The organism is Bacteroidales bacterium MB20-C3-3, from assembly GCA_035609245.1.
GTDB lineage: Bacteria > Bacteroidota > Bacteroidia > Bacteroidales > UBA932 > Bact-08.
Map to the genome: position 1 here is coordinate 756,514 of CP141202.1, position 23,125 is coordinate 779,638.

The following is a 23,125-nucleotide window of genomic DNA, read 5'->3' on the forward strand; positions in this document are numbered from 1 at the left end:
AATAGCTGCCACAAAACAACTCAGCTAAATTATATTATCGATAGAAATAGTGCCTATATATTCTTTGGATATATAAGCACTGTTTTTTATTTAAAGTCCATTTAGTCTTCATCTTCAGCATTAAACAACTCCTCATAGAACTTTCTATTTTCCTCGCCCCATTGGTCCAATGCGTCTAGAATAGGAAATGCGGAACGACCTAAATCAGTCAGAAAATACTCAGTACGAGGTGGTTGTTCTGCATAAATTTTTCTATCTATAATCTTATACTCCAACAATTCTTTAAGTTGTTGATTTATTACACGTTCTGTTGCATCAGGCACCTCCTTGAATATCAGACTTGGGCGTAGTGGCTTATCTCGAAGTGCTTCTATGATGCAAATTTTCCACTTTCCGCCAAGCACCTGCATAGCAATGCTATAACCACATTCTAGATATATAGGGATTTTTCTTTCAGACATAATTGTATAGTTAATTTGTAGGAACAAGATACAAAAATAGTGCGAGAATGCATTCTTTGATTATTTTGCTTATCATTCTCTTATCCTAATTCCTTCTCAAACATATACATCAATTTATCTTTTTCATTCAGTTCTACACTTCTGCTTACCTTTTTATTGGTGATTTGATAGCCCGAAAATCGAGTAACAAAAATGCCCAAGCCTTGAGTGTAGGAGCTGACTTCTGCTGAGTATTCTTTACTAGTATCTAAAGGAATTTCACCCAAAATAGTAGTCCAATCACCATCTGAAGTAATAGTAGATATTTCGCCTTGCATCTTGTTGATGTCTGTAATAGCCCTAGCATTCACAGCTATTGGAATTTGCAATTTAAAATCTAAGATTGGCTCCAACAACTCAACATCAGCTTGTTGTAAAGCCAATCGAAAAACATAGGGAGCTAAACTTCTAAAGTCGGCAGGTGTGCTCACTGGACTATAATAGATTCCGTGAGAAAAAGTGACTTTAAGGTCGGTTACTTCCCAGCCATACAAACCCGATTCACAGGCTTTCTTGACTCCATCGAATACTGCATTCTGAAAAGATTGATTCAAGTAGCCCAATGAAATATCGCTCTCTATCGTAAGTCCCGCACCGATTGGCAAAGGTTCTATAATCAAGCCAATAGATGCCCAATAAGGATTAGGTGGCACTTCGATATGAATGGTGTATTCCGATTTCGTTTTCAGACGTTCCTTATAAATCGTTTTCACCTCTTCAAAGTAAGCATCTACCGAAAATCGCTCCTCCAACAAAGTCAAAATAACTTCCCGTTGAGTTGCTCCATAAAGAGAAACTTCTAGCTCATTATTATCAGCATTGATACCAAACGTTAAAGATGGATCTTCTACCGATAATACATTCATAGCAGAAATTAATTTACTCCTATCCTCTACTTTGGCAGGATGTATAGATGATTTGAGAGCAGGACTAGGAATATTCAATTTATCAAATAAACTTGGCATTGTTCCTAAATAATCACCTACCATCAGACTTTCGGCATGGTCTAAAATTGCAATATCGTTTGTAGAAACTTCATCTACATCTATTTCGTTTCCAGCGTAAAAGGTCTTTAAACTTCTTATTTTCAGATTCTCATCTGAGCCATTGAGGTTGTATGATTTTCTTGTTCTAAGGCTTCCCCCTATAATCTTTAGATAGGCTCGTTTCTGTTCCTTCTTATTATGCTCAATTTTATAGACATAGGCAGATAAATCGTTCTCTTGAGGTAGAGATGTTTCAATAAAAGTAGTGATTGAGTTTAGCAAATCTTCGATACCAATGCCATACATTGCTGAGCCATGGTAGATAGGATGTAGTTTAGCGAATTGAACAAGATGAATCATTGAACTCCAATAGTCTGAATTTGAGAGTTGCGTATCGCTTAAGTATTTTTCAAGCAAAGAATCATCTTTCTCCAAAATTGTTTCTCTGTCCTTTTCTGATATGTTGTGTATTGTACAGCTAGAAGTTAAAATCTTGCCATCAACGGATTGCATAAGAAGAATATCTTTTGAAAGGCTATTTTGTATTTCGAAATAAAGCTGATTTAGATTTACTCCCTCTCTATCTATTTTGTTGATAAATAGAATGGCTGGAATTTCTAGTTGTTGCAAGACATTGAACAACAATCTCGTTTGAGCTTGAATACCCTCTTTAGCAGACACCACAAGAATAGCACCATCTAGCATTCTAAAAGTGCGTTCCACTTCTGCTAGAAAGTCCATGTGTCCAGGAGTGTCGATAATATTAATCTTTGTATCGTTCCATTGAATAGACGTTGTAGAAGCTCTAACGGTGATACCTCTTCGTTTTTCAATATCCATCGAATCGGTTGTGGTATTACCTTTGTCCACACTTCCACGTACCTCAGTTGCTCCACTAGCAAATAGCAAGTTCTCAGTAATGGAGGTTTTTCCTGCATCAATATGTGCAAGAATACCTATATTTATAGTTTTCATTTGATTTTGTAAATAATATAGCGGATGCTTTGTAGAAATGCATCACATAAAAAATACATCCTTGATGGTAGAATGTACCACAAGAACTTGAATTCGTATTTCTAATTATATTATTTACTGCCGCATAGTGTGACAAAGGTAGAAAATAAATTTTAAAATCAACTATCCTAAATCGTTATCTTAGAAAATCCGTTCATACCTATTCCTGACCGCAAGAATATAGTGGCTAAAGGAAAGCAAAATCTTCTTTACCTAAACTGTACCCCCTAAGGGAAATTAATAAAATAATCACTTAAAGTACAGCTTGTTAGGTCGTTTAGGTGGCTTTCCCGTCCATACCGCAAAACTTACTGAAATTCAGCAAGTTATAAAAAGAAGAGACCAAATCAGGGATTAATTTCCGGATTTGGTCTCTTTTTTTTATAGCAAAAGTTAATGTTTAATGAAAGTACCGGAATCAAGTTCATCAAATGCATGCTGAAGTTCCTCTTTAGTATTCATAACAACCGGACCTCCCCAGGCAACAGGCTCTCCAAGAGGCTTACCGGTAAGAAGTACAATCCTGGCCCCGTCTCTGCCTGCCTTTAAAACAACCTCCTCCTTTAAACCGGAATCTGCCTCAGATGGTCTGAATAGGATTGCGCAAGCCTTGTTTTCAAACTCGGAGAGATTATTATCTGCAGCAATAGTCCCATCTAAAAGGTAAATAAAAAGCGTCCTTTCGTTTGAAGCCTCATTGTAACGCCAGATACTATCTGGTGACAGCTTAACATCAAGATAGGTAACATCCACATATTTAGAACTAAACGCCCCTTTATCCGCCCCATAACTGCCTGCGATAATCCTAATTTCTGCCCCCTCCTCTTTAACCAGAGCTACCTGATCTTGAGTAATGTCACCATAAGAGGGATAAGTCATTTTATCCATTGCCGGAAGATTAAGCCAAATCTGACAACCAAGCATTCTCTCAGATGCAATGGGCATCTCCTGATGGATAATACCTGAGCCGGCTGTCATCCACTGGCACTCAAGGTCACGGATTGCCCCACTGTTACCAAGACTATCTCCGTGCTCAATTTTCCCGTTAATAAGATATGTTATTGTTTCAATGCCCCTGTGAGGATGCCACGGGAAACCCTTAATGTAATCATCAGGGTTTTGCGAATCAAAGCCGTCAAGCATTAAGAAAGGGTCAAAATCCTTTACATTTCTTAAGCCGAGAACTCTTCTCAGATGAACACCCGCACCATCAACAGCATTTTGCCCGCGTACTATTTGCGCTACCTCTCTTCTATTCATATAAAGCAGGATTAAATTTCCTACAATATAACAAATAAATGTAAAAAATTAAAAGAGCCAGCCATAGATCATACCTGAAACTGTAGCCATTGCCATAACAAGCAGAACAAAAATCACGGTCTTCTTTGTTCCCATTACCTCTCTTATAACAAGCATATTGGGAAGAGAGAGAGATGGACCGGCAAGCAACAGAGCCAGAGCGGGCCCCTTTCCCATTCCGGAAGCAAGTAAGCCCTGGATAATTGGAACCTCAGTTAATGTCGCGAAATACATAAAGGCACCAACAACACTTGCAAATAGATTTGAAAGTAAGGAATTTCCACCGACAGCCCATTCGATCCATTCATTTGGAACAACACCTGCTATTGATGTGCTTCCGTGCGTAGAGCCCAGAAGGAAACCAGCTGTTACAACACCTATCGCAAGAAGGGGAATTATCTGTTTTGCAAAACTCCAAGCAGAGAGTGTCCACTCACGATTATCATCATCCCCTTTATCAAAGAGAGTGATAACACTAAGCGATATAATACCCACAACCATAGGGATAAGAGGTCTGAAAACCGGGTTGCTAATTGCGGCATTTGTTGCAAAAACAGATGCTATGGTTGCAACAGCTGCCACTAAAACCCACTGCCATTTAATTTTAAGTATTTTAATCAAAGAGTAACAGAGCATAAGGGCGAATCCCCCGGTGATATACCATTTATATGTAAATATATAGTACCAGGCACTTGATGTATCATCAGCAGCTGGTCTTCCCCAGTTAGCAAAGACAAGTATAGCAACCAGCGTGAAAAAATGGAAGGCAGTTTGGCTCATCGCTCTTTTTTCAGGGATATCGGGAAAGTTCATCTGCTCCTCTCGCTTTGCCCTCTCCTCCTTCCTGAAAATAAATGCCATCGCTAATCCAATAATAACAGAGAAACTAACAGCTCCGATTGTTCTCGCTACACCCATCTCAAAACCAAGAATTCTGGCTGTAAGTATTATCGAAAGTATGCTTATGGCCGGACCCGAATAGAGAAAAGCCACTGCAGGGCCTAAGCCTGCACCTCTTTTATATATACTTGAAAAAAGAGGCAGAATTGTACAGGAGCAGACCGCCAGAATTGCCCCGGAGACACTGGCAATTGTATAGGCCACCCATTTTTTTGCATTCGCACCAAAGTATTTTAAAACAGCCCCCTGACTTACAAAAATTGATATAACACCAGCAATAAAAAATGCAGGAAGGAGACAAAGTATTACATGCTCCTGAGCGTACCATTTTGCAAGGTCAAGAGTTGCAAGTATCGCAGTCAAAAAAGTCTCATTGCCTACAGGCATAAAGAAGATAGCTGCAAATACAACCACAATCCATAAAAGGATTTTAAACTCCTTATTTTTCTCCATAACCTTATAAACCAAGAATCTGTTTAACCTCTTTCTCTGAAGGAATCCTGCCTTTAATCTTTACAATCTCATCCACCACAATCGCAGGAGTAAACATTACATTATACTTCATTATCTCCACTATATCCTCTACCTTGGTAATCGTTGCATTTAGACCACTCTCAGCAACCACCTTCTCAACTACAGCCTGAGCTGTTTTACATTTAGCACAACCTGTGCCCAGAATCTTAATTTCCATATTTTTTAGCATTTATTGTTCGCAAATATACGAACTAATTTAATACTCCATAATTTTTTTAAATTTGTCAAATGAAAACTTTTCTATCAATATTGACTATTTTATTTGCCGTTCCGTTAATGTCTCAAAACACATTTTCTTACAAAACGGCAAACTCACAGGAACGGAGAGATACCTTTTTACACCGGCTAAATAGAGGATTCACCGAAATATTTACCGGATTCGTCGGGAAGTTCTATTTTTTTCCTTACTATCGCTCCACTTTTGCAAAAACTTTTTAAAAACAGAAAAAGATGCATGTAATAAACAACGGAGGCAGCCCCCGCAGAGATGGACACGGTGCCATAATAGCTGCAGCAGCAATTATTATTTTAGGAGTTCTCTTCTTGGGGAGAAATCTTGGATTTATTAATCACGGAATCCTGAGAGTCGTAATCTCCTGGCAGATGTTACTTATATTCCTTGGAGCAGTAGCCCTTTCAAAAAGAAATAACACAGGAGGAGCTATACTTATAGGAGTAGGTCTGTTTTTTATTGTGCCGAGACTTACCGGAGCAGGAATGTACTGGGCAGCAACATGGTGGCCACTACTGCTTATTGCTGTTGGAGTTATTCTGGTTATCCGTTTTCTAAGACCTGATTCTCCCCTGAGAACAGGATTCAGAGGTCACAATTTTGCGAATGATGTAACCTATAAATCAGATAAAGGATATGTTGATTCAGAGGTATCTTTCGGATCAGTTAACCACATTGTTGTTGATCCTGTTTTTAAAGGAGCCAGAATAAGAAATAACTTTGGAGCAACAATTCTGGATTTGAGAAGAACAACCCTGGAGGAGGCAGATACATTCATTGATATAGACTGCAATTTTGGAGGAGTTGAAATTTTTGTACCTTACGGATGGACTGTTACATCTCAGATAAAAAATTTCCTGGGTGGCACGGACGACAAACGCTTCAGAGCCTCTGAGGCTCCCGGAGACGGGAAGAGACTTATTCTAAGAGGTAATGTATCTTTTGGAGGAGTAGAGGTTAAAGGATAGAGAATTATTTATATGCACCCTTTTGCCGAGACAAGAAGAGAGACTGTTAAAGGGGCTGCTTTCGCAATCACGGGAGCAGCTCTGCTCTCTGTACTCTTCATCAGATACGGAAAGCCGGAAACCACTCTTTGCGCAATACTCTCATCGGTATCATACACGGCAATTTTCTCCGGATCTGCATATTACTGGTGGTATGTACAACAGTATCTCAAGGCTCCGGGAGCAAAAGCAGCTGTGGCAGCTCTTGTTCAGCTGGCCTCATCCGCAGCAGGGGCGATAACAGTATCGGCATTATGCACAGAAGGAGCTCAATGGTTTTACGAGGTACTACCCATTGCTGTATCGCTCGGCATAATTGGATGGATATCGGTAACACTCTACTACAAAACGAGAGAGTTTGAAGAGATGGGTGAAGAAGAGGGCTCCCCCCAGCAACCTCGTGAGGCAAAGAGAAATACTCAGGAGAATATCTCAGTAAAGGAGGGTAACAGGATTCACATCATTCGGGCCGATAATATACACTATATACAGGCATATGGCGACTACGCGATGTTATATACTGATGAGGGAAAGTTTGTAAAGGAGGAGACAATGAAAAACCTGGAGGCCACTCTTCCGGAGCACTTTGTCAGAATCCACCGCTCCTCAATTGTCAATACCAGAATTGTTGTAAAGACAGAACTATACGGAAAGGAGAGCTATACCATTCATCTAAGCAGCGGAGATACACTGAGGGCCAGTGCCCCGGGGTATAAACTTCTTAAACAGAGGCTCTCCTTGTAAAAAAATTGAACAATATATATATATCAGAATAATGAAAGATTTCACAACTAAGCAGAAGCAGATAGCCAGATATGCAAAGGCACTCGCTCACCCCGTAAGGATAGCAATTTTAGAGCTCCTCTCAAGCCAGGCCTGCTGCTATCATGGTGATATGTCAGAGGTGATTCCTGTTGCAAAAAGCACTCTTTCCCAACATTTAAAGGAGTTAAAAGAGGCAGGTCTTATTCAGGGAACAATTACACCACCCACCATTAAATACTGCATAAACAGAGAAAACTGGGATGAGGCAAGAGGGATGTTTTCCCAATTTTTACATGATCTGAAAAACGACGGTTTTGTTTGTTAGAGATAAATGTTAAGTTTTTTTTAATATTAATGTTCGTCTATTTGCGAATTACTAATATTTCGTATTTTTGCGAATAACCAATCGGAATTCATATGAAAAAGATATTAATATTATGCACTGGAAATAGTTGCCGCAGCCAGATGGCTCACGGATTTCTGCAGTCATTTGACCAAAATCTTTATGTAAAATCTGCCGGGACTCAACCGGCAAAACAAGTCAACCAGACTGCGGCCAAAGTAATGAAGGAGCTGGGAATTGACATATACAGCCACACACCTCAGCTGGTTGACAAATATATTGGAGAGGAGTGGGATTATGTAATAACCGTATGTGATGATGCCAATGAGACCTGTCCCGCATTTCTGGGTAAAGTAAAAAAGAGGCTCCATATCGGGTTTGAGGATCCTTCACACAAAACAGGCGCACCTGAATATGTAATGAGCGAATACTACAGAATAAGAGATCTGATTAAAGAGCAGTTCCATAACTTTTACACAGAAAACATTGCAAAATGAATATTAAAGAGGGAATATCATTCTTTGACAGATATTTATCTTTATGGGTTGCTCTCTGCATAATTGCAGGAATTGCTGTTGGGAAGCTGCTTCCCCAAATACCTGAATTTCTTGGCAAACTTGAGTATGCAAATGTTTCAATACCAATTGCAATCCTAATTTGGATTATGATCTTTCCAATGATGCTTAAGATTGACTTTTCAAGTGTAGTAAATGCTGTAAAAATGCCAAAAGGGCTATCAATTACACTTATAGTAAACTGGCTGATAAAGCCATTTACAATGTTTGGAATTGCATGGCTCTTTTTTCATATTATTTTTAAACGGATCATACCATTTGACATTGCTAACGAATACCTGGCAGGGGCGGTACTATTGGGAGCCGCACCATGCACTGCAATGGTGTTTGTCTGGAGCCATCTGACTAAAGGTAATCCCGCCTATACACTTGTTCAGGTTGCAATAAATGATTTAATTATTCTTGTTGCTTTTATTCCAATTGTAACACTTCTGCTGGGGATAAGCGGTATAACTATTCCATGGAACACACTAATAATATCTGTAATTTTATTTGTTGTTATCCCTCTCTCTCTTGCTGTAATAACCAGAAGAGCTGTAACAAAGAGCAAGGGAGTAAAATATTTTGAAGAGAGATTTGTACCCAGATTCAAAAGCACAACAATCTCAGGGCTACTTCTTACTCTTATAATTATTTTCTCTTTTCAGGGAGAGACAATACTCAGGAATCCGTTTAACATTCTGTTGATTGCCATTCCACTTATAATACAGACATTTCTAATTTTCTTCTTAGCATACAAATGGGCGGAGAAATGGCGGTTACCACACGATATTGCAGCACCAGCCTCTCTTATTGGAGCCAGCAACTTTTTTGAATTATCAGTCGCGGTTGCAATAGTTCTCTTTGGACTCAATTCAGGAGCTACACTCGCTACAGTGGTTGGTGTTCTGGTAGAGGTGCCTGTTATGCTTACCCTTGTTAAATATGCAAACAAAACCCGAGATAAATTCAAAACAATATAATTTACAATTATGAGAAAACTTCTTCTATTCGCTTTCACTCTTTTTCTTGCCCTTTCCTGCGTAAACAGAAACTCTTCAGAAAACAATAATGGATCACAGAGCAGTCAATTTACAATTGATGCAAGTGAAAATGTAGTCAATGTTCTGTATTTTCACGGCACCCAAAGGTGCAAAACTTGTATTGCTGTTGGGAATATTGCAAAAGAGACACTTGACAGCCTATCATTAAATAATGATAGTATTGTTTTTTCAGAGATTAACACAGATGATCCAAATTTTAGTGAAATCACCTCAAAATTCCAGATATCCTGGAGCTCTCTGATTATCTCAAAAGGAGAAAATAGAGTTGATCTGACAGATTTCGCATTTGCAAATGCCATAAAAAATCCGGAATTACTCAAAGCTGAAATAGTTAAAACAATTACTTCACTGCAATAGCTAATAGTTTATTCAAAAGTTATGGAATTCCTGCAAAACCTTGCTGACAATTCACAAATACCTGTAATTACAGCATTTATCCTGGGATTAATTACAGCAATGAGCCCCTGCCCTCTTGCAACCAATATCACAGCAACAGCCTGGCTGAGCAGAGATATAACAAACAAAAGAGCAGTTTTACTTAACGGTGTAATGTATACACTTGGGAGGATGTTTACATATACATCTCTTGGAATGCTATTCTATTTTGGAGCAAGTAAATTTAAGATTGCACAGGCGCTTCAGAGTATTGGCGGTGTTTGGTTGGGAATAGCACTTGTCATATTTGGAATTCTAATGATGGATATAATAAAAATCCCCGGATTTCCGGGGATTGGTAAAATACTGGAGGGCAAAAATTTAAAAAGAGGCTTTCTAAACTCCTTTCTGCTTGGAGTGCTCTTTGCTCTGGCATTTTGCCCTTACAGCGGAGTAATATATTTTGTAGTTCTTATCCCTATGACAATCGCAGCACCATCAGGGCTTCTTCTACCTCCTGTATTTGCAATCGCAACCGGATTACCCGTTATTGCCATCTCCTGGCTTCTGGCCTACAGCGTAAACAGTGTAGGAAAGTTCTACAACGGCATCAAGAATTTTGAAAAATGGTTCAAGATGGTTGTAGCCTCTGTGTTTATTGTTACAGGATTATACTACATAATTATCAGTATAATTTAGAATAAATAAAAAGTCCAGATACTCTCTATTTTTTCTTACTCTTATCCTCACTTACATCTGAATACTCCAGACCCTCACGGTAAACGCTCATAGCTGCCAGACTCATACCCATGCTTGAGTAACCACCATCGTGGTAGAGATTCTGCATAGTCACCTTTTTGGTCAGGTCAGAGAAAAGTGTAATTACATAGTCGGCACACTCCTCAGCAGAGGCGTTTCCAAGAGGCGACATCCTCTCGGCAAAATCATAAAGTTTGTCAAAGCCCATAATACCACCACCAGCGGTAGTCATAGTTGGTGATTGAGAAACTGTGTTGATTCTTATATTCTTCTCACGACCATAAATATATCCAAAACTTCTTGCAATTGACTCCAGAAGAGCCTTTGCATCGGCCATATCATTATAACCATAAAGAGTGCGCTGCGCAGCAACATATGAGAGAGCAACAACAGATCCCCAGTCATTTATAGCGTCAACCTTTCTGCAGCTCTGAAGCACCTTGTGAAAAGATATTGCTGAGATATCGAGTGTCTGGTGGAGGTAGTGATAGTTAAGATCATCATAAGTTCTGCCCTTTCTCACATTTGGTGACATCCCAATTGAGTGAAGAACAAAATCAAATTTACCTCCAAGAAACTCCATTCCTTTAATAATCAGATTTTCCAGATCTTCAACATTTGTAGCATCTGCAGGAATAACTATAGATTCGCATTTTTCTGCCAATTGATCAATTGTACCCATCTTCATGGAAGCCGGTGTGTTTGTAAGCACAAATCTCCCCCCCTCTTCATACACTCTCTCTGCTGTCTTCCATGCTATGGAGCTCTCATTAAGGGCACCAAATATAAGCCCTCTCTTTCCTTTCAATAAATTGTACGACATAATTTAATATTTACACTTACATAAAACACCATATAGGAATAAATGTTTATTTGCAAGTATGGTTAAACCGACGGCAAATATAGGCAATAAATTAAAAGTCCACCCCATTTTATTTTCCATTGGAAAATTGTTTTATTAGAAAATATATTTAACTTTGCAGCATAATTATAAGGGATAAAAAAAAGAGAAAATGGACAAAGCTTTACAATATATTAAAAAGCAATGGATTATAATAGCAGGAGCTGCACTTGGCGCCTTGGGCGGATACCTTTACTGGTACTTCATCGGCTGCAACAGCGGAACCTGTCCCATTACATCATCACCGCTAAATAGCACCCTTTACGGAATCCTTCTGGGAGGCCTTATCGGAAGTATGTTCAAAAGAGACAAAAAGAGAGATGAGAACAATAATCAGAGTAGAGAGAGCTAACTGCTGCGTATTCAACAACTCAATAAACAGGGAGATTGCATCAATCAACGGAGTTTACGCAGTAAATGTAGATAACTATAAAAATGAAGTAACAATTGACCATACTGACGAAGTCAATTTCCCTGAGCTTTTTGCAAAGCTTCGTGAAAGCGGATACAATCCACTGGAAGAGGAGAAATACCTGAAAAACAACTATAACGAGAGAGACTACGATGGATTATTTCAAGAATAAAATAATTAGAAAACAAATAAAATTTATAAAAAATTAACAATATGAAAACAATACATTTAACAAAAGAGGAGTTCCTGAAAAAAGTAGCAAACTACGAAGCAAATCCAACAGAATGGAAATATCTTGGAGACAAACCTTGTATAATTGACTTCTATGCAGACTGGTGTGGTCCATGCAAAATGGTAGCCCCAATACTTGACGAACTCGCAAAAGAGTACTCAGACAAAATCTATATCTACAAAGTAGATACAGAGGCAGAGCAAGACCTTGCAGGAGCATTTGGAATCAGAAGCATCCCTACCCTTCTCTTCTGCCCAATGAATGAAGCCCCTCAAATGGCCCAGGGAGCACTGCCAAAAGCAAGCTTCAAGGATGCAATTGACAAGGTTCTTCTGGGAGGTAAGTAAGAGCTATAAACAGGTATATTCAAATAAGTTTCACATGGTTGTGCTCCAGCAGATAGTGCTCGCCGCTCTCAGGGCAGCGGGCCCTGCCGGATGTATCAAACTGCAGGCGATGGCCCATTCGGCTCATCCAGCCAATCTGAATACTTGGATTTCCAACAACCAGGGCGTATGGTTTAACACTCTTTGTCACAACCGCGCCCGCACCAATGAATGCATACTCACCAATGTCATGACCACAGACAACAGTGGCATTTGCGCCAATAGTTGCTCCCCGGCCAACCCTGGTGTGTGTGTATTCATGCCTTCTGTTGACGCCACTTCTTGGATTGACAACATTAGTAAAGACACAGGAGGGGCCTAAAAAGACTTCGTCTTCGCAGATCACTCCTGTGTAAACTGATACATTATTCTGGATTTTCACTCCATTTCCCAGAATCACTCCGGGAGAGATCACCACATTTTGCCCAAGATTGCAGTTCTTACCTATCTTGCAACCCTCCATAATGTGAGAAAAGTGCCAGATCTTTGTTCCCTCACCTATCTCACAGCCTGCGTCAATAATAGCCGATTCATGCGCAAAATATTTAATCTCTGCATTTTCCATAAGGGTAATTTTTCCCCTAATTTAGACAATTATTCCAAAATTGCCTCGGTTACAGGATTTATTCCCGGACCTCCCAGATAAGAGGATACAACTGTTCCCTTGACCCAAACTCTTCTACTTAAATGTTCGGGAAATGCAACAAGCGAGAACTGATCCTGAATTTTACCGGAGGGAAGACTAACTCCAAAGCATTTAGCCCTTAGTCTCTCGCCGGGCTCCTCAGCTATAGCCATATGGCTGGCCTTAGTAAAGGGAGAAACATATTTTACAGAATCGGCAGAGACATCCCCTCCAACAATATATCCCTTAACCCAGACCTTCATCCCCTCAAACTCACTAAGCCTGGACAATGAAATTGCTTTTGCCCTGGAGCTCCCGTCATTACCATCAATCAAAAGGGTGTCGAGCTTAAATGCGTATGTTGTGTCAATTGTAATCCCTCTGCCAAGGAAAGAGGAGTCTCCGGCAGCGAGCTTCAGGTTGATTGTGAGCATCTCCTTTGCCGATACACTCTTTGAGAATAGTGGAACTGGTGTTGCGGTGCTGAGGGAAGGCTTTAGCCGTACATAAAACTTACCCGGATTAACATAAAGAAACCGCTCCTCTCCATAGTTATAGAGCGACGCCCCCTCCGCAGTGTAAAGTTCAGGGGTATAAGCACTATACTTTGACATAAATTCAGAAGAAAATCCCAGACTTATACCTGCATTTACCTGGCGGATTTGAAGGTTCAGAGATTTTGTAGTGCCTGAAGTAAGGGTTACCTGGCGGGCATCTGCCCAGCAAGGAGAGTCAAAGGCAGGAGCTTTGTGCTTGTGGGAAAAGACCTCAACAAAGTACTCTCCAGCCTCAAGTTTCATCTCTTCAGGTCTGGCACCGTAGAGTCCATTATATAAGGTGTCATCGTAGGAGCTCCGGACAATAAGGCGCATCAAATTTGTGTCCGGCAAGGGTCTTAAAGACGCTTTAGTCAGCACATCCTCACTCGTGATGCGCAGGCGGAGAGTAGCCTCTCCCCCATCTGTTAATGTTAGCCCCTGACAGCCTGCTGCCAGGATAGCAACCAAAAAGATCACTCTCTTCATATCTCACTCTATTTTAATTGGTTTTCATCCCAAAAATATAACACTTCGCAAGCAAAAGAGTGTAAATTGATACAAACTTTAAAAAATATTCAATTTTAAAATTACGATTTAGAATTTTATTTAAATTTGAACAAATTTAAACTTAACTATGTACAGAATCACCGAGCACCCTATCCTCCCAATTCCTGCGGAAGATAGCGTAGAGTTCACCTTTGAGGGTCAGAAAATCACCGGTCAGAAGGGTTTTACCATCGCAGCAGCACTGCATCAGGCCGGAAAAGTTGTCCACAAACACAGTTTAGAGCACAGAGAGCGCACTATGGAGTGCGGTATTGGCAAATGCGGCGCCTGCGAAATGTTGGTTGACGGCAAAGTAAGGCGTATCTGCATTACAAAAGTTGACGATGTTAAAAATGTCAACCGGATTGAGGAGTCATACCTTCCTGAAGAGACTGTTCTTGTTGAAAAAGATGGAAAGGAGATTAAAATCAGAAAAACAACAGTTGTTATTATTGGTGCAGGCCCTGCAGGTCTTGCCGTAAGGGAGGAGCTTAACAAAGCAGGAATCCAGAATCTGGTAATTGACAATAACAGTAAAATTGGTGGTCAATTCCTTATGCAGACCCACCAGTTCTTCTTCTTTGAAAAGGAGAAACGATTTGGAGGGATGAGGGGATTTGACATTGCCAACACCCTTGCAGGTGAGGACCACAGCGGCATACTCCTTGACTCTGTTGTCTGGGATATACTTGAAGGCAAGAGGCTGGTTATAAAAGATATCGCAAAACAGGAGATCAGCTATGTTGATGCCGAGCATCTTGTTATAGCTACAGGAGCTGTTCCATTTATGCCGGCATTCAAAAATGACGACCTGCCGGGGGTATACACAGCTGCTGTTGTACAGAGGATGATGAATCAGGAGCTTACTTTACTGGGGAAAAAGATTCTCACGGTAGGAGCCGGAAATATTGGATACCTCACATCATACCAGGCTATGCAGGCCGGTGCAGAGGTTAAAGCTATAATAGAGGCAATGCCACGCGAAGGGGGATTCCCTGTTCAGGCAAACAGAGTCAGAAGACTCGGCATTCCTGTTATGACTTCTCATATTTTGCTGGAGGCAATTCCAAACGCAGACAGAACAGGTGTAACAGGTGCTATTATCGCTCAATGTGAAAACTTCAAACCAATACCTGGAACAGAGAAGATAATTGAAGATATTGACTGTATAAATATATGCACAGGACTCATTCCTGACAATCAGTTATTCAGGAAGGGAGTTGAGATTTACGGAAGACATTGCCACGGAGTTGGCGATGCAGTAAGGATTGGAGAGGGAACATCTGCCGTATTAAGAGGTAAGCAGTGTGCTTATGAGATACAGCAGGATCTGGGATTCAGATACAACTACAATGATTACCTGGCCGTTTCAAAAGAGTACATAGACTCTCAGCAGCACCCTGTAAAAGTAATTAATGAGCCATTCAGACCAACACCTGAAAGGATGAAAGAGAAAGGCTTTGTTCAGATTGACTGTCTCTACGGATTTGCCTGCAACCCTTGCTCTTTTGCCTGTGAATACGGAGCAATAACAAAATCATCAACCTCCACTGTTCCAAGAATTGATTTTGACAAGTGCGTTGGTTGTATGAGGTGCGTTTACCAGTGCCCGGGGCTTGCAATATTCGGCTACCAGTTCAACAAAAACTGGATCTTCCTGCCTATCGAATACAAGGCCGATGAGGGTGCCGATGTTTTCCTGGTTGACAATAACGGAAAAAAGGTTGGCGAGGGAGTTATTGAAAAGATCCTCAAAAAGGATAATAAAACCAATGTTGCAAGAGTAAAGGCTAAAGACCTCGAAGGGGAGGCTCTTCTGGCAGTCAGAGGATTTATTATCAAAGAGAAGTATCCACAGCCTGTAAAAATAAAACAACTTGACGGAGAGCACGATGCTAAAACATACATCTGCCACTGCGAAGATGTAACCGTTGAGAAGATGCTTGCAGCAATTGGTGACAGAAAGGTAATATCATCAGATGAGCTCAAGCACATTACGAGAATAGGTATGGGTCCTTGTCGCGGAAACAGATGCGTACCAAGAGCAAAAATGTACCTTAAACCATACGGAATAGAGGTTATTGGAGAGCCGACTCCTCGCGGGCCTATGTCAAACCTGGTTACACTGGGAGATATGAACCCTGTGGGAAAAAGCGAAAGCATCATACTTCCTAAAGGCAGCAAATGGGTAGAAAAAGTTCCCGCAATAATTGCCGGTGGCGGTATAGCCGGCAGCTCACTCTTCAGATATATGGCCGAGGCGGGTATGAAACCATACCTTATTAACGACGGACTCGGCAGTTCGTGGAGAAATATAGCAGGGGGGCGCCCGGCATTCTCTCTTCCTGCACTGGCGGACATTGCAAAACACAACCTCGAGATTTTCAGGAAACTTAACGACAAACACTCCATTGACTTCAAACTTATAAGATATGTAGGTTTTGTCCACGATCAGGCAACATACGACTCACTAGACATGTCCCGTAACTGGAGTGATGCCAGAATGGTAGAGAAAAAAGATTTCCGCAAAGAGATTTCTCCATACTTCAACCCTTCACTCGACACATACAGCCACGCTCTCATTACAAACGACTGCTGGCAGGCAAATCCGGGACTTACCCTTGATCTTGTAAGAGAGATGGGTCGTCAGAACGGAGGAAAAATTCTTGAAAACACAAAATTAGTTGATGTACAAAGGGATGGAAAAGAGTACAGAGTAATAGTACTTACCCCGGACAAAGAGTACGCCGAATACAGGACAGAGGTGTTTATAAACGCTTTGGGTGCTGAAGCCGATAAGTTTGCAAGGAAGCTGGGTATAGAGACCGGCCTCTTCCCAGTTAAGCATCAGGCATTTATCACAAAGAGACTACCAATGCTTGGCAAAGATGGAGCAAATCTTGATATGCTTATTGACAGGCGCAAATACAAAGGCTTCTCTGCAGTGTACGGACAACAGCTTGCAGAGACAGGACAAATCATTGGATGCGCCTCCCCAGCAATTGATGCTACCGAGACCGATAAAAACCTTAAGATAAACAGCCGGGAATTCATTGAGATAGCAACCGAGATCTTTACAAACTGGATACCTCAGCTTAGCGGAGTTGGATTCCAGGCAGTATGGAGCGGTTACTACATTGAGCCAAGATATATTGTAGATCCGGAACTTGGACTCTTTACCGGAATGCGCGGCCACGGATTCATGCTCTCCCAGTACATCGCAAAACTATATGTAGATTACCTAATGGGACGAGAGGTTCCTGAATACTTCCACGACCTAAAACTAAGCGGCAAAGGTCTCAGCGAGCAAGCATTTAAATAACGCAGAATCATAGCGCAGAACCGCACAGCCGTAAGTCTCTGTTAGATAGCACTTAGACACTTAATCCCGCGGATTAAAAAATCATAATGACAGCTGACATGTACTGCCGAATGGCTTAACCTGCGAAGCACCATATAAACTTTGCAGAAGGCGGTGAAGTATCAGACCCGTGCGGCTGCAACTTGCTTACTGATTGTACGTTAACACTTAATCCCGCGGATCCTGTGAGTTATAGCGGCACGGGTATATAGTTTACTTCTGGTTTTTGATGTGGGAAACTTTAGTTGGGTTGACAGGGATATTCGTTTATCTAACAGATAAACGAATATCCCTGTCAACCCAATTCTTTTGTCTCTGCTGCGGGGAGGAGGCAATTATATGGTGCCGGGCGTGAGGCCTGGCGGTTACCCGCCCGCCCGGCCTGAGCTGGCCATTCGGCAGATAATTTTTGGAGACCGGTTCAGGTCCGTGTGAACCCGTACCGCCACGGGCATACCCGTGCAACTGTAAATTATTGATTGACAGCGGAAAGACAATCCACCTGACAGATCACCTGTCAGGTCAATTGCTTATGTGTAGGTAATCAGTGTATTGCAGCGGGGCGGGTTAAGAAGAGGAGTGAAGAAAGTGGAGAAAGTGTGAAATTTGAGATCGGAATGAGACCGGTATAAAACTTCATGAGGCCTTATCCTTATTGGGATAAAACCTCACTACTTAACCTAAACTTAAACTATGAAAAACTTCACTTATAGAATATTCAAATCTTATGCCAAAGTTTATTCAACTATGCGAAGTTTTGCAAATTTTAGTAAAAGTGTCTTCTGTCCGCCATCGTTAAAGGCGACTACTGCTCTCATATTGAGGACATCACCCTCTAATAAAATAATTTTTCCGTAACCAAATCGTTCATGTTCAACATTCATTCCTACCCGCAACTTTTCTACGGGGTCAGGGAAAAAGTTTTCGCGTCTAGGGGGGGGCGGGGCCGTCGCAGACGGGCCGGCGGCTGCCGGGGAGGCGGGCCTTCTGAAGGCCTCGCCGGCAGACGGCTGGGCGGAGCGTGCGGGACGCTCGCTTCGCCCGGTCGCCCCCACTCCTCTGCCCGTACCTGACGAAAAGAGTCCTGATGAGTTTGAGCTATCGGTCCTGAAGATGGACATAACTCCATCCTCATAGGGCCAGTTGAGAAACTTGCGGTCCACCTCCTTCAAAAAACGACTTGGAGGATAGTTCACCTGTTGTCCCCAGCGAAATCTTGATTGAGCGTATGAGAGAGTAATTGCCCTCTTAGCTCTGGTAAGGGCTACATAAAAGAGGCGCCTCTCCTCCTCTATCTCCTGATCACTGCTCACACCATTAATACTTGGAAAGAGGTTATCCTCCATACCTATTACATATACATACGGAAACTCCAAACCCTTGGCTGAGTGCACAGTCATAAGACTTACTTTATTATTCTCCTCCTTGCTGTCTGCCCCTTCATCCACAGCACTCATAAGAGATATCTTCTCCAGAAACTCTTCAAGAAGAAGCGGTCCGGACTCCCTGTCAGGCATAAGGCCAGGATCTTCATCCGCAATCAAATCGCCATCTGAAATCTCACCGCCTGAAAGTTCTCCCTCCATCTCCTTTATTGAATTAAAGAGCTCCTCAACATTCTCCAGACGAGCCTGACCCTCGAGCGAGCTATCGGCCCTGAGATGCTCCATATAACCGGAACGCATCAGTATCTCCATTGTAATATCGTAGGCAGTAGCCGTTGAAGCCTTGCTCCCAACCTCGGCTATCAGAGCCGTAAATATTGAGAGGCGGGCGGCGGCGGCGGGCTTGATGCCAAAGGCATCAAGATCACCGGCGTGAAAGGCCTCCCACATAGAGAGGGAGGCCGCCCCCGCCGCCGCCGCCAGATAACCCATTGTCGTATCCCCGATACCCCTTGCAGGAACATTTACCACCCGTCTGAAAGCCTCATCATCCTTAGGATTAACGAGCAATCTCATATAAGCAAGCACATCCTTTACCTCCTGCCTCTCATAGAAGGAGTGGCCGCCATAAATCCTGTAAGGAACAGACCTTTTTCTCAACGCCTCCTCAACCACCCTGGACTGAGCATTAGTTCTGTAAAGAATTGCAAAATCAGAATACTCCGCTCTATCCGAGTATATTCTGTTCATAAGAGAGGAGACAACTGTAAAGGCCTCCTCCTGATCCGAATAGCCCCTTATAACCTCAATCTTCTCCCCCGCCTCAGCCTCAGAGAAGCACTCCTTGTTAAGTCTGTTGGAATTCTTTGCTATAAGAGAGTTTGCAGCATTCACAATTGTCTGCGTTGAGCGGTAATTCTGCTCAAGCTTAAACTCCTTAGCCTCCGGATAGTCCTTTCTGAAATTGAGAATATTCTCAATTCTCGCCCCCCTGAAGGCATATATACTCTGAGAATCATCCCCCACCACACACAAATTCCTGTGATTAGCAGACAACTTCTTTACAATCAGATACTGAGAAAAGTTAGTATCCTGATACTCATCCACAAGAATAAAAGAGAACCTCTGCTGTAACTTCTCCAGCACCTGAGGAAAATCCCTTATCATTATATTAGTATAGAGCAAAATATCATCAAAATCCATTGCACCCGCCTGCCTGCATTTCCTCTCATACAGAGCATAGATATCACCAATCTTAGGCTTCCTGGCAATTGCATCCCTCTGCATCAGCTCCCCATTTGCAAGGTATGCCTTAGCAGTTATCAAGTTGTTTTTTGCCATAGATATTCTGGAGAGTACCTCGTTTGGCTTGTACATCTTCTCATCCAGCCCCAGCTCCTTCACACAAACCCTTATTGCACTCCTGGAATCAGAGGTGTCATAAATTGTAAAACTCTTTGGGAACCCCAGAAGCTCCGCATCCTCCCTCAGGAACCTTATAAAGACCGAGTGAAAAGTCCCCATCCAGAGATATCTGGCAAGCCCCTCACCAACCATCCCTGCAATCCTCTCCTTCATCTCTTTAGATGCCTTGTTTGTGAAGGTAAGAGCAAGCACAGAGCTGGCTTTATGTCCGTGGTTTAATATATTAGCTATTCTACTGGTGAGAACCCTGGTCTTACCCGAGCCCGCTCCCGCAATGATCAACGATGGTCCTTCAAATTGCTCAACTGCCTGTTTTTGAGCACAATTCAACCCCTCAACTATAGTGGAAAAATCTCTTTTCATTAATGGCAAAATTACAAATAATGTGTATCTTTGCCGCAAATTTTTTATCCCTTTAAAATGTCAAACAAAATACTTTTACGCAAAGGTTTAAACATTCCGCTAAAAGGGAGTGCAATAAACCAGATCGCAAGAAGCATCTCACCGGACATTTTGGCTGTCAAACCAACAGATTTCAAAGGACTTAACCCAAAACTCCTTATAAAGGAGGGCGACCCTGTTAAGGCCGGAACACCAGTTATGGCAGACAAGAAAAATCCGGAGATCCTGATCTGCTCCCCCGTGAGCGGCATAGTGAAAGAGATTGTACGCGGAGAGAAACGCAAGCTTCTTCAAATCCTGATTGAATCAGACAAGAGACAGGAGTACGAACACTCAACAGCACCCGAAATACGAAAAAACGGATCCGCTGAGCAAATAAAATCGGCACTCCTCTCATCAGGGCTGTGGCCACTCATTAAGCAGCGACCATACGGAACCATTGCAGACCCTGCAAAAGAGCCAAAGGCAATTTTTATATCAGGCTTTGACTCGGCACCGCTTGCCGCAGATTTAGACTATGCGATGAAGGGTGATTTTGAGAACATGCAGGCCGGAATTGATGCACTTTCAAAACTTACACACGGCGGAGTACACATTGGTCTTCATGCAGACACATTTGCAGGAAGCCCCATGCACAGACTTGAGAGAGCAAAGATCCATATATTTGACGGCCCTCACCCTGCAGGAAATGTAGGAGTTCAGATCCACCATATCAGCCCCATAAACAAAGGGGAGACAGTATGGACACTTGACCTCTACACACTTGCAGCCATAGGCAGATTACTTATTAAAGGCACATTTGACCTTCGCAGAGTAGTAGCAGTAGCCGGCCCTAAAGTAAAGAACCCGGCTTATATCGAGACACTTCCCGGAATGGCTCTGAGAAGCATTGCCGACATGGCCGACACCACCTCTGAGGTTCGTTACGGAGACCATGTTGGAGTAAGATTCATAAGCGGAAATGTACTCACAGGAGATAATGTGGGAGTAGACGGATACACAGGTATTTTTCACAATACCATCACTATAATGGCCGAGGGGAACTACAGAGAGATGTTCGGATGGATTAAACCACTAAGAGCAAAGAAATTCAGTATTTCCAGATCATACTTCTCCTGGCTGATGCCTAACAAAAAGTACAACCTTGACACAAACCTCAACGGAGGAGAGAGAGCCTTTGTTGTTACAGGAGTATATGAAAAGGTGCTACCCATGGATATTCTCCCTATGTATCTGTTCAAGGCCATCCTCGCAGAGGACATTGACAAGATGGAACAACTGGGAATCTATGAAATTATTGAGGAGGATGTTGCATTGTGCGAATTTGTCTGCCCTTCAAAAGCAGAGATACAGGATATCGTATCAAAAGGCATCAACATAATGATTAAAGAAATGTCTTAACAGAACCGGCAATGAAAGTATTAAAAAAATTAGTAGACAACATAAAACCCACATTCAGCAAGGGTGGAAAGCTGGGATTCCTGCACTCCACATTCGATGCCTTCGAGACCTTCCTGTTTGTGCCGGACCATGTAACCAAGAAGGGAGTACATATAAAAGACTCCATTGACCTAAAGAGAACAATGACTATGGTCATTCTTGCCCTTATGCCTGCACTTCTCTTTGGAATGTACAACACAGGCTATCAGCATAACCTCTCAATTGGAGGCGATATGACATTCTGGGCAATGTTCTGGTTTGGATTCCTCAAAGTTCTTCCGCTTATCATAGTATCATATGTAGTGGGACTTGGAATAGAGTTCATAGCAGCACAAATAAGAGGGCACGAAGTTAACGAAGGCTACCTTGTAACAGGAATGCTTATCCCGCTTATTATGCCGGTTGATGTTCCGCTTTGGATACTCTCACTCTCCGTAATATTTGCGGTAATAGTTGGAAAAGAGGTTTTCGGAGGAACAGGAATGAACATCTGGAACCCTGCACTGCTTTCAAGAGCATTTGTATTCTTCGCATACCCTTCTCAAATATCCGGAGACAAAATCTGGATTGAGGGGCTCACAAAAGGAGAAGGTATTGTAGACGGCTTCTCCGGTGCAACCCCGCTTGCACACGCAGCTGCCGGCGAATTTGACAAAATGCCATCATTTATGGATATGTTCATCGGCTTTATCCCCGGCTCAATTGGAGAGACCTCCACACTGGCCATCCTCATTGGAGCAGTAATGCTACTTTGGACAGGGATAGCAAGCTGGAGGATAATGCTCTCCACATTTGCAGGAGGAATCCTGACCGGTCTGCTTCTCAATGCAGTAGGACCGGAAGGAAGCTATATGTCAATGCCGGCAATAAACCACCTGGTAATGGGAGGTTTTGCGTTTGGAGCAGTATTTATGGCAACAGACCCTGTAACCGGCTCCCAGACAGAGAGAGGCAAATGGATATACGGATTTTTGATAGGTGTTATGGCCATCCTCATTAGAGTATTTAACCCGGGCTATCCTGAGGGAATGATGCTCGCCATACTCCTTCTCAACACATTTGCACCATTCATTGACCACTTTGTGGTTCAGTCAAACATCAAACGCAGGCTCCGCAGGGCAGCCGTCAAATAACAGGGA

At 42.2% G+C, this 23,125-nt stretch carries 21 protein-coding genes and 1 pseudogene; 13 read left to right on the top strand and 9 right to left on the bottom strand.

All coding sequences use genetic code 11. The features are described 5' to 3' along the window. Positions 1-101: 101 nt before the first annotated feature. The 5 genes from U5907_03445 to U5907_03465 all read right to left on the bottom strand — a co-directional run bounded on the left by U5907_03445 (position 102) and on the right by U5907_03465 (position 5,390). Positions 102-461 (bottom strand): helix-turn-helix domain-containing protein, encoded by a 360-nt coding sequence (locus U5907_03445; protein ID WRQ33706.1) that lies wholly within the window; start codon positions 459-461, stop codon positions 102-104. A gap of 80 nt (positions 462-541) precedes the next feature. Next, a complete protein-coding gene (tet(36), locus tag U5907_03450) occupies positions 542-2,461 on the bottom strand; it encodes a tetracycline resistance ribosomal protection protein Tet(36) (GenBank protein ID WRQ33707.1) in 1,920 nt (639 codons plus the stop codon). 432 nt (positions 2,462-2,893) lie between these two features. Then, positions 2,894-3,760, bottom strand: coding sequence for a pirin family protein (locus U5907_03455; GenBank protein WRQ33708.1), 867 nt, complete (start codon positions 3,758-3,760; stop codon positions 2,894-2,896). Positions 3,761-3,808: 48 nt separating this feature from the next. Next, positions 3,809-5,152: a permease gene (locus tag U5907_03460; GenBank protein ID WRQ33709.1), complete on the bottom strand. Its 1,344-nt coding sequence runs from the start codon at positions 5,150-5,152 to the stop codon at positions 3,809-3,811. Between the two features lie 4 nt (positions 5,153-5,156). After that, positions 5,157-5,390: a thioredoxin family protein gene (locus U5907_03465; GenBank protein ID WRQ33710.1), complete on the bottom strand. Its 234-nt coding sequence runs from the start codon at positions 5,388-5,390 to the stop codon at positions 5,157-5,159. 293 nt (positions 5,391-5,683) lie between these two features. Here U5907_03465 and U5907_03470 point away from each other — a divergent pair, with 293 nt between their 5' ends. From U5907_03470 to U5907_03500, 7 genes are all read left to right on the top strand, one after another. Next, on the top strand, positions 5,684-6,433 hold the full coding sequence (locus tag U5907_03470; protein ID WRQ33711.1) for a LiaF domain-containing protein: 750 nt from the start codon (positions 5,684-5,686) through the stop codon (positions 6,431-6,433). 12 nt (positions 6,434-6,445) lie between these two features. After that, positions 6,446-7,216, top strand: a complete 771-nt coding sequence (locus U5907_03475) for a LytTR family DNA-binding domain-containing protein (protein ID WRQ33712.1) — start codon at positions 6,446-6,448, stop codon at positions 7,214-7,216. 31 nt (positions 7,217-7,247) lie between these two features. Next, positions 7,248-7,562, top strand: coding sequence for a metalloregulator ArsR/SmtB family transcription factor (locus U5907_03480; protein ID WRQ33713.1), 315 nt, complete (start codon positions 7,248-7,250; stop codon positions 7,560-7,562). A 92-nt stretch (positions 7,563-7,654) separates the two neighbouring features. Further along, a complete protein-coding gene (locus tag U5907_03485) occupies positions 7,655-8,077 on the top strand; it encodes an arsenate reductase ArsC (protein WRQ33714.1) in 423 nt (140 codons plus the stop codon). Continuing rightward, positions 8,074-9,117: an ACR3 family arsenite efflux transporter gene (gene arsB, locus U5907_03490; protein ID WRQ33715.1), complete on the top strand. Its 1,044-nt coding sequence runs from the start codon at positions 8,074-8,076 to the stop codon at positions 9,115-9,117. The genes U5907_03485 and arsB overlap by 4 nt, the downstream gene beginning before the upstream one ends. A 9-nt stretch (positions 9,118-9,126) precedes the next feature. Further along, on the top strand, positions 9,127-9,555 hold the full coding sequence (locus U5907_03495) for a nitrophenyl compound nitroreductase subunit ArsF family protein (protein WRQ33716.1): 429 nt from the start codon (positions 9,127-9,129) through the stop codon (positions 9,553-9,555). A 21-nt stretch (positions 9,556-9,576) separates the two neighbouring features. After that, the gene (locus tag U5907_03500; GenBank protein ID WRQ33717.1) at positions 9,577-10,272 is read left to right on the top strand and encodes an aromatic aminobenezylarsenical efflux permease ArsG family transporter; all 696 of its coding nucleotides are present in this window, start codon (positions 9,577-9,579) and stop codon (positions 10,270-10,272) included. Between the two features lie 25 nt (positions 10,273-10,297). Here U5907_03500 and U5907_03505 read toward each other — a convergent pair whose 3' ends face one another. Next, entirely contained in the window at positions 10,298-11,155 is an 858-nt protein-coding gene (locus U5907_03505; protein WRQ33718.1) for an SDR family oxidoreductase, read from the bottom strand. Positions 11,156-11,345: 190 nt separating this feature from the next. Here U5907_03505 and U5907_03510 point away from each other — a divergent pair, with 190 nt between their 5' ends. The 3 genes and pseudogenes from U5907_03510 to trxA all read left to right on the top strand — a co-directional run bounded on the left by U5907_03510 (position 11,346) and on the right by trxA (position 12,224). Further along, on the top strand, positions 11,346-11,585 hold the full coding sequence (locus U5907_03510) for a DUF6132 family protein (protein WRQ33719.1): 240 nt from the start codon (positions 11,346-11,348) through the stop codon (positions 11,583-11,585). Then, a complete protein-coding gene (locus U5907_03515; protein WRQ33720.1) occupies positions 11,554-11,817 on the top strand; it encodes a heavy metal-associated domain-containing protein in 264 nt (87 codons plus the stop codon). The genes U5907_03510 and U5907_03515 overlap by 32 nt, the downstream gene beginning before the upstream one ends. Before the next feature lie 38 nt (positions 11,818-11,855). Further along, positions 11,856-12,224: pseudogene (gene trxA / locus U5907_03520) on the top strand (thioredoxin). Between the two features lie 19 nt (positions 12,225-12,243). On the opposite strand, the gene U5907_03525 reads toward trxA, so the two are convergent. Then, entirely contained in the window at positions 12,244-12,828 is a 585-nt protein-coding gene (locus U5907_03525; GenBank protein WRQ33721.1) for an acyltransferase, read from the bottom strand. Positions 12,829-12,857: 29 nt separating this feature from the next. Beyond that, positions 12,858-13,913: a DUF6359 domain-containing protein gene (locus U5907_03530; protein WRQ33722.1), complete on the bottom strand. Its 1,056-nt coding sequence runs from the start codon at positions 13,911-13,913 to the stop codon at positions 12,858-12,860. 148 nt (positions 13,914-14,061) lie between these two features. Between U5907_03530 and U5907_03535 the strand changes: the two genes are divergently transcribed. Further along, entirely contained in the window at positions 14,062-17,295 is a 3,234-nt protein-coding gene (locus tag U5907_03535) for an FAD-dependent oxidoreductase (GenBank protein WRQ33723.1), read from the top strand. Between the two features lie 776 nt (positions 17,296-18,071). Here U5907_03535 and U5907_03540 read toward each other — a convergent pair. After that, on the bottom strand, positions 18,072-20,507 hold the full coding sequence (locus tag U5907_03540) for a UvrD-helicase domain-containing protein (protein ID WRQ33724.1): 2,436 nt from the start codon (positions 20,505-20,507) through the stop codon (positions 18,072-18,074). 57 nt (positions 20,508-20,564) lie between these two features. Between U5907_03540 and U5907_03545 the strand changes: the two genes are divergently transcribed. Then, entirely contained in the window at positions 20,565-21,947 is a 1,383-nt protein-coding gene (locus U5907_03545; GenBank protein WRQ33725.1) for a Na(+)-translocating NADH-quinone reductase subunit A, read from the top strand. An 11-nt stretch (positions 21,948-21,958) separates the two neighbouring features. Further along, positions 21,959-23,119 carry an NADH:ubiquinone reductase (Na(+)-transporting) subunit B gene (locus tag U5907_03550; protein WRQ33726.1) on the top strand — a complete coding sequence of 387 codons (1,161 nt, stop codon included), beginning with the start codon at positions 21,959-21,961 and terminating at the stop codon, positions 23,117-23,119. Positions 23,120-23,125 lie beyond the last annotated feature (6 nt).

Excerpts from the sequence above, each read along its gene's own strand:
- U5907_03480 (WRQ33713.1), top strand. The coding sequence starts at position 7,248 with ATGAAAGATTTCACAACTAAGCAGAAGCAGATAGCCAGATATGCAAAG.
- U5907_03505 (WRQ33718.1), bottom strand. The coding sequence starts at position 11,155 with ATGTCGTACAATTTATTGAAAGGAAAGAGAGGGCTTATATTTGGTGCC.
- arsB (WRQ33715.1), top strand. The coding sequence starts at position 8,074 with ATGAATATTAAAGAGGGAATATCATTCTTTGACAGATATTTATCTTTA.
- U5907_03545 (WRQ33725.1), top strand. The coding sequence starts at position 20,565 with ATGTCAAACAAAATACTTTTACGCAAAGGTTTAAACATTCCGCTAAAA.
- U5907_03515 (WRQ33720.1), top strand. The coding sequence starts at position 11,554 with ATGAGAACAATAATCAGAGTAGAGAGAGCTAACTGCTGCGTATTCAAC.
- U5907_03475 (WRQ33712.1), top strand. The coding sequence starts at position 6,446 with ATGCACCCTTTTGCCGAGACAAGAAGAGAGACTGTTAAAGGGGCTGCT.
- U5907_03445 (WRQ33706.1), bottom strand. The coding sequence starts at position 461 with ATGTCTGAAAGAAAAATCCCTATATATCTAGAATGTGGTTATAGCATT.
- U5907_03535 (WRQ33723.1), top strand. The coding sequence starts at position 14,062 with ATGTACAGAATCACCGAGCACCCTATCCTCCCAATTCCTGCGGAAGAT.
- U5907_03510 (WRQ33719.1), top strand. The coding sequence starts at position 11,346 with ATGGACAAAGCTTTACAATATATTAAAAAGCAATGGATTATAATAGCA.
- U5907_03460 (WRQ33709.1), bottom strand. The coding sequence starts at position 5,152 with ATGGAGAAAAATAAGGAGTTTAAAATCCTTTTATGGATTGTGGTTGTA.
- U5907_03530 (WRQ33722.1), bottom strand. The coding sequence starts at position 13,913 with ATGAAGAGAGTGATCTTTTTGGTTGCTATCCTGGCAGCAGGCTGTCAG.
- U5907_03495 (WRQ33716.1), top strand. The coding sequence starts at position 9,127 with ATGAGAAAACTTCTTCTATTCGCTTTCACTCTTTTTCTTGCCCTTTCC.
- U5907_03540 (WRQ33724.1), bottom strand. The coding sequence starts at position 20,507 with ATGAAAAGAGATTTTTCCACTATAGTTGAGGGGTTGAATTGTGCTCAA.
- U5907_03455 (WRQ33708.1), bottom strand. The coding sequence starts at position 3,760 with ATGAATAGAAGAGAGGTAGCGCAAATAGTACGCGGGCAAAATGCTGTT.
- U5907_03550 (WRQ33726.1), top strand. The coding sequence starts at position 21,959 with ATGAAAGTATTAAAAAAATTAGTAGACAACATAAAACCCACATTCAGC.
- U5907_03525 (WRQ33721.1), bottom strand. The coding sequence starts at position 12,828 with ATGGAAAATGCAGAGATTAAATATTTTGCGCATGAATCGGCTATTATT.
- U5907_03485 (WRQ33714.1), top strand. The coding sequence starts at position 7,655 with ATGAAAAAGATATTAATATTATGCACTGGAAATAGTTGCCGCAGCCAG.
- U5907_03465 (WRQ33710.1), bottom strand. The coding sequence starts at position 5,390 with ATGGAAATTAAGATTCTGGGCACAGGTTGTGCTAAATGTAAAACAGCT.
- U5907_03500 (WRQ33717.1), top strand. The coding sequence starts at position 9,577 with ATGGAATTCCTGCAAAACCTTGCTGACAATTCACAAATACCTGTAATT.
- U5907_03470 (WRQ33711.1), top strand. The coding sequence starts at position 5,684 with ATGCATGTAATAAACAACGGAGGCAGCCCCCGCAGAGATGGACACGGT.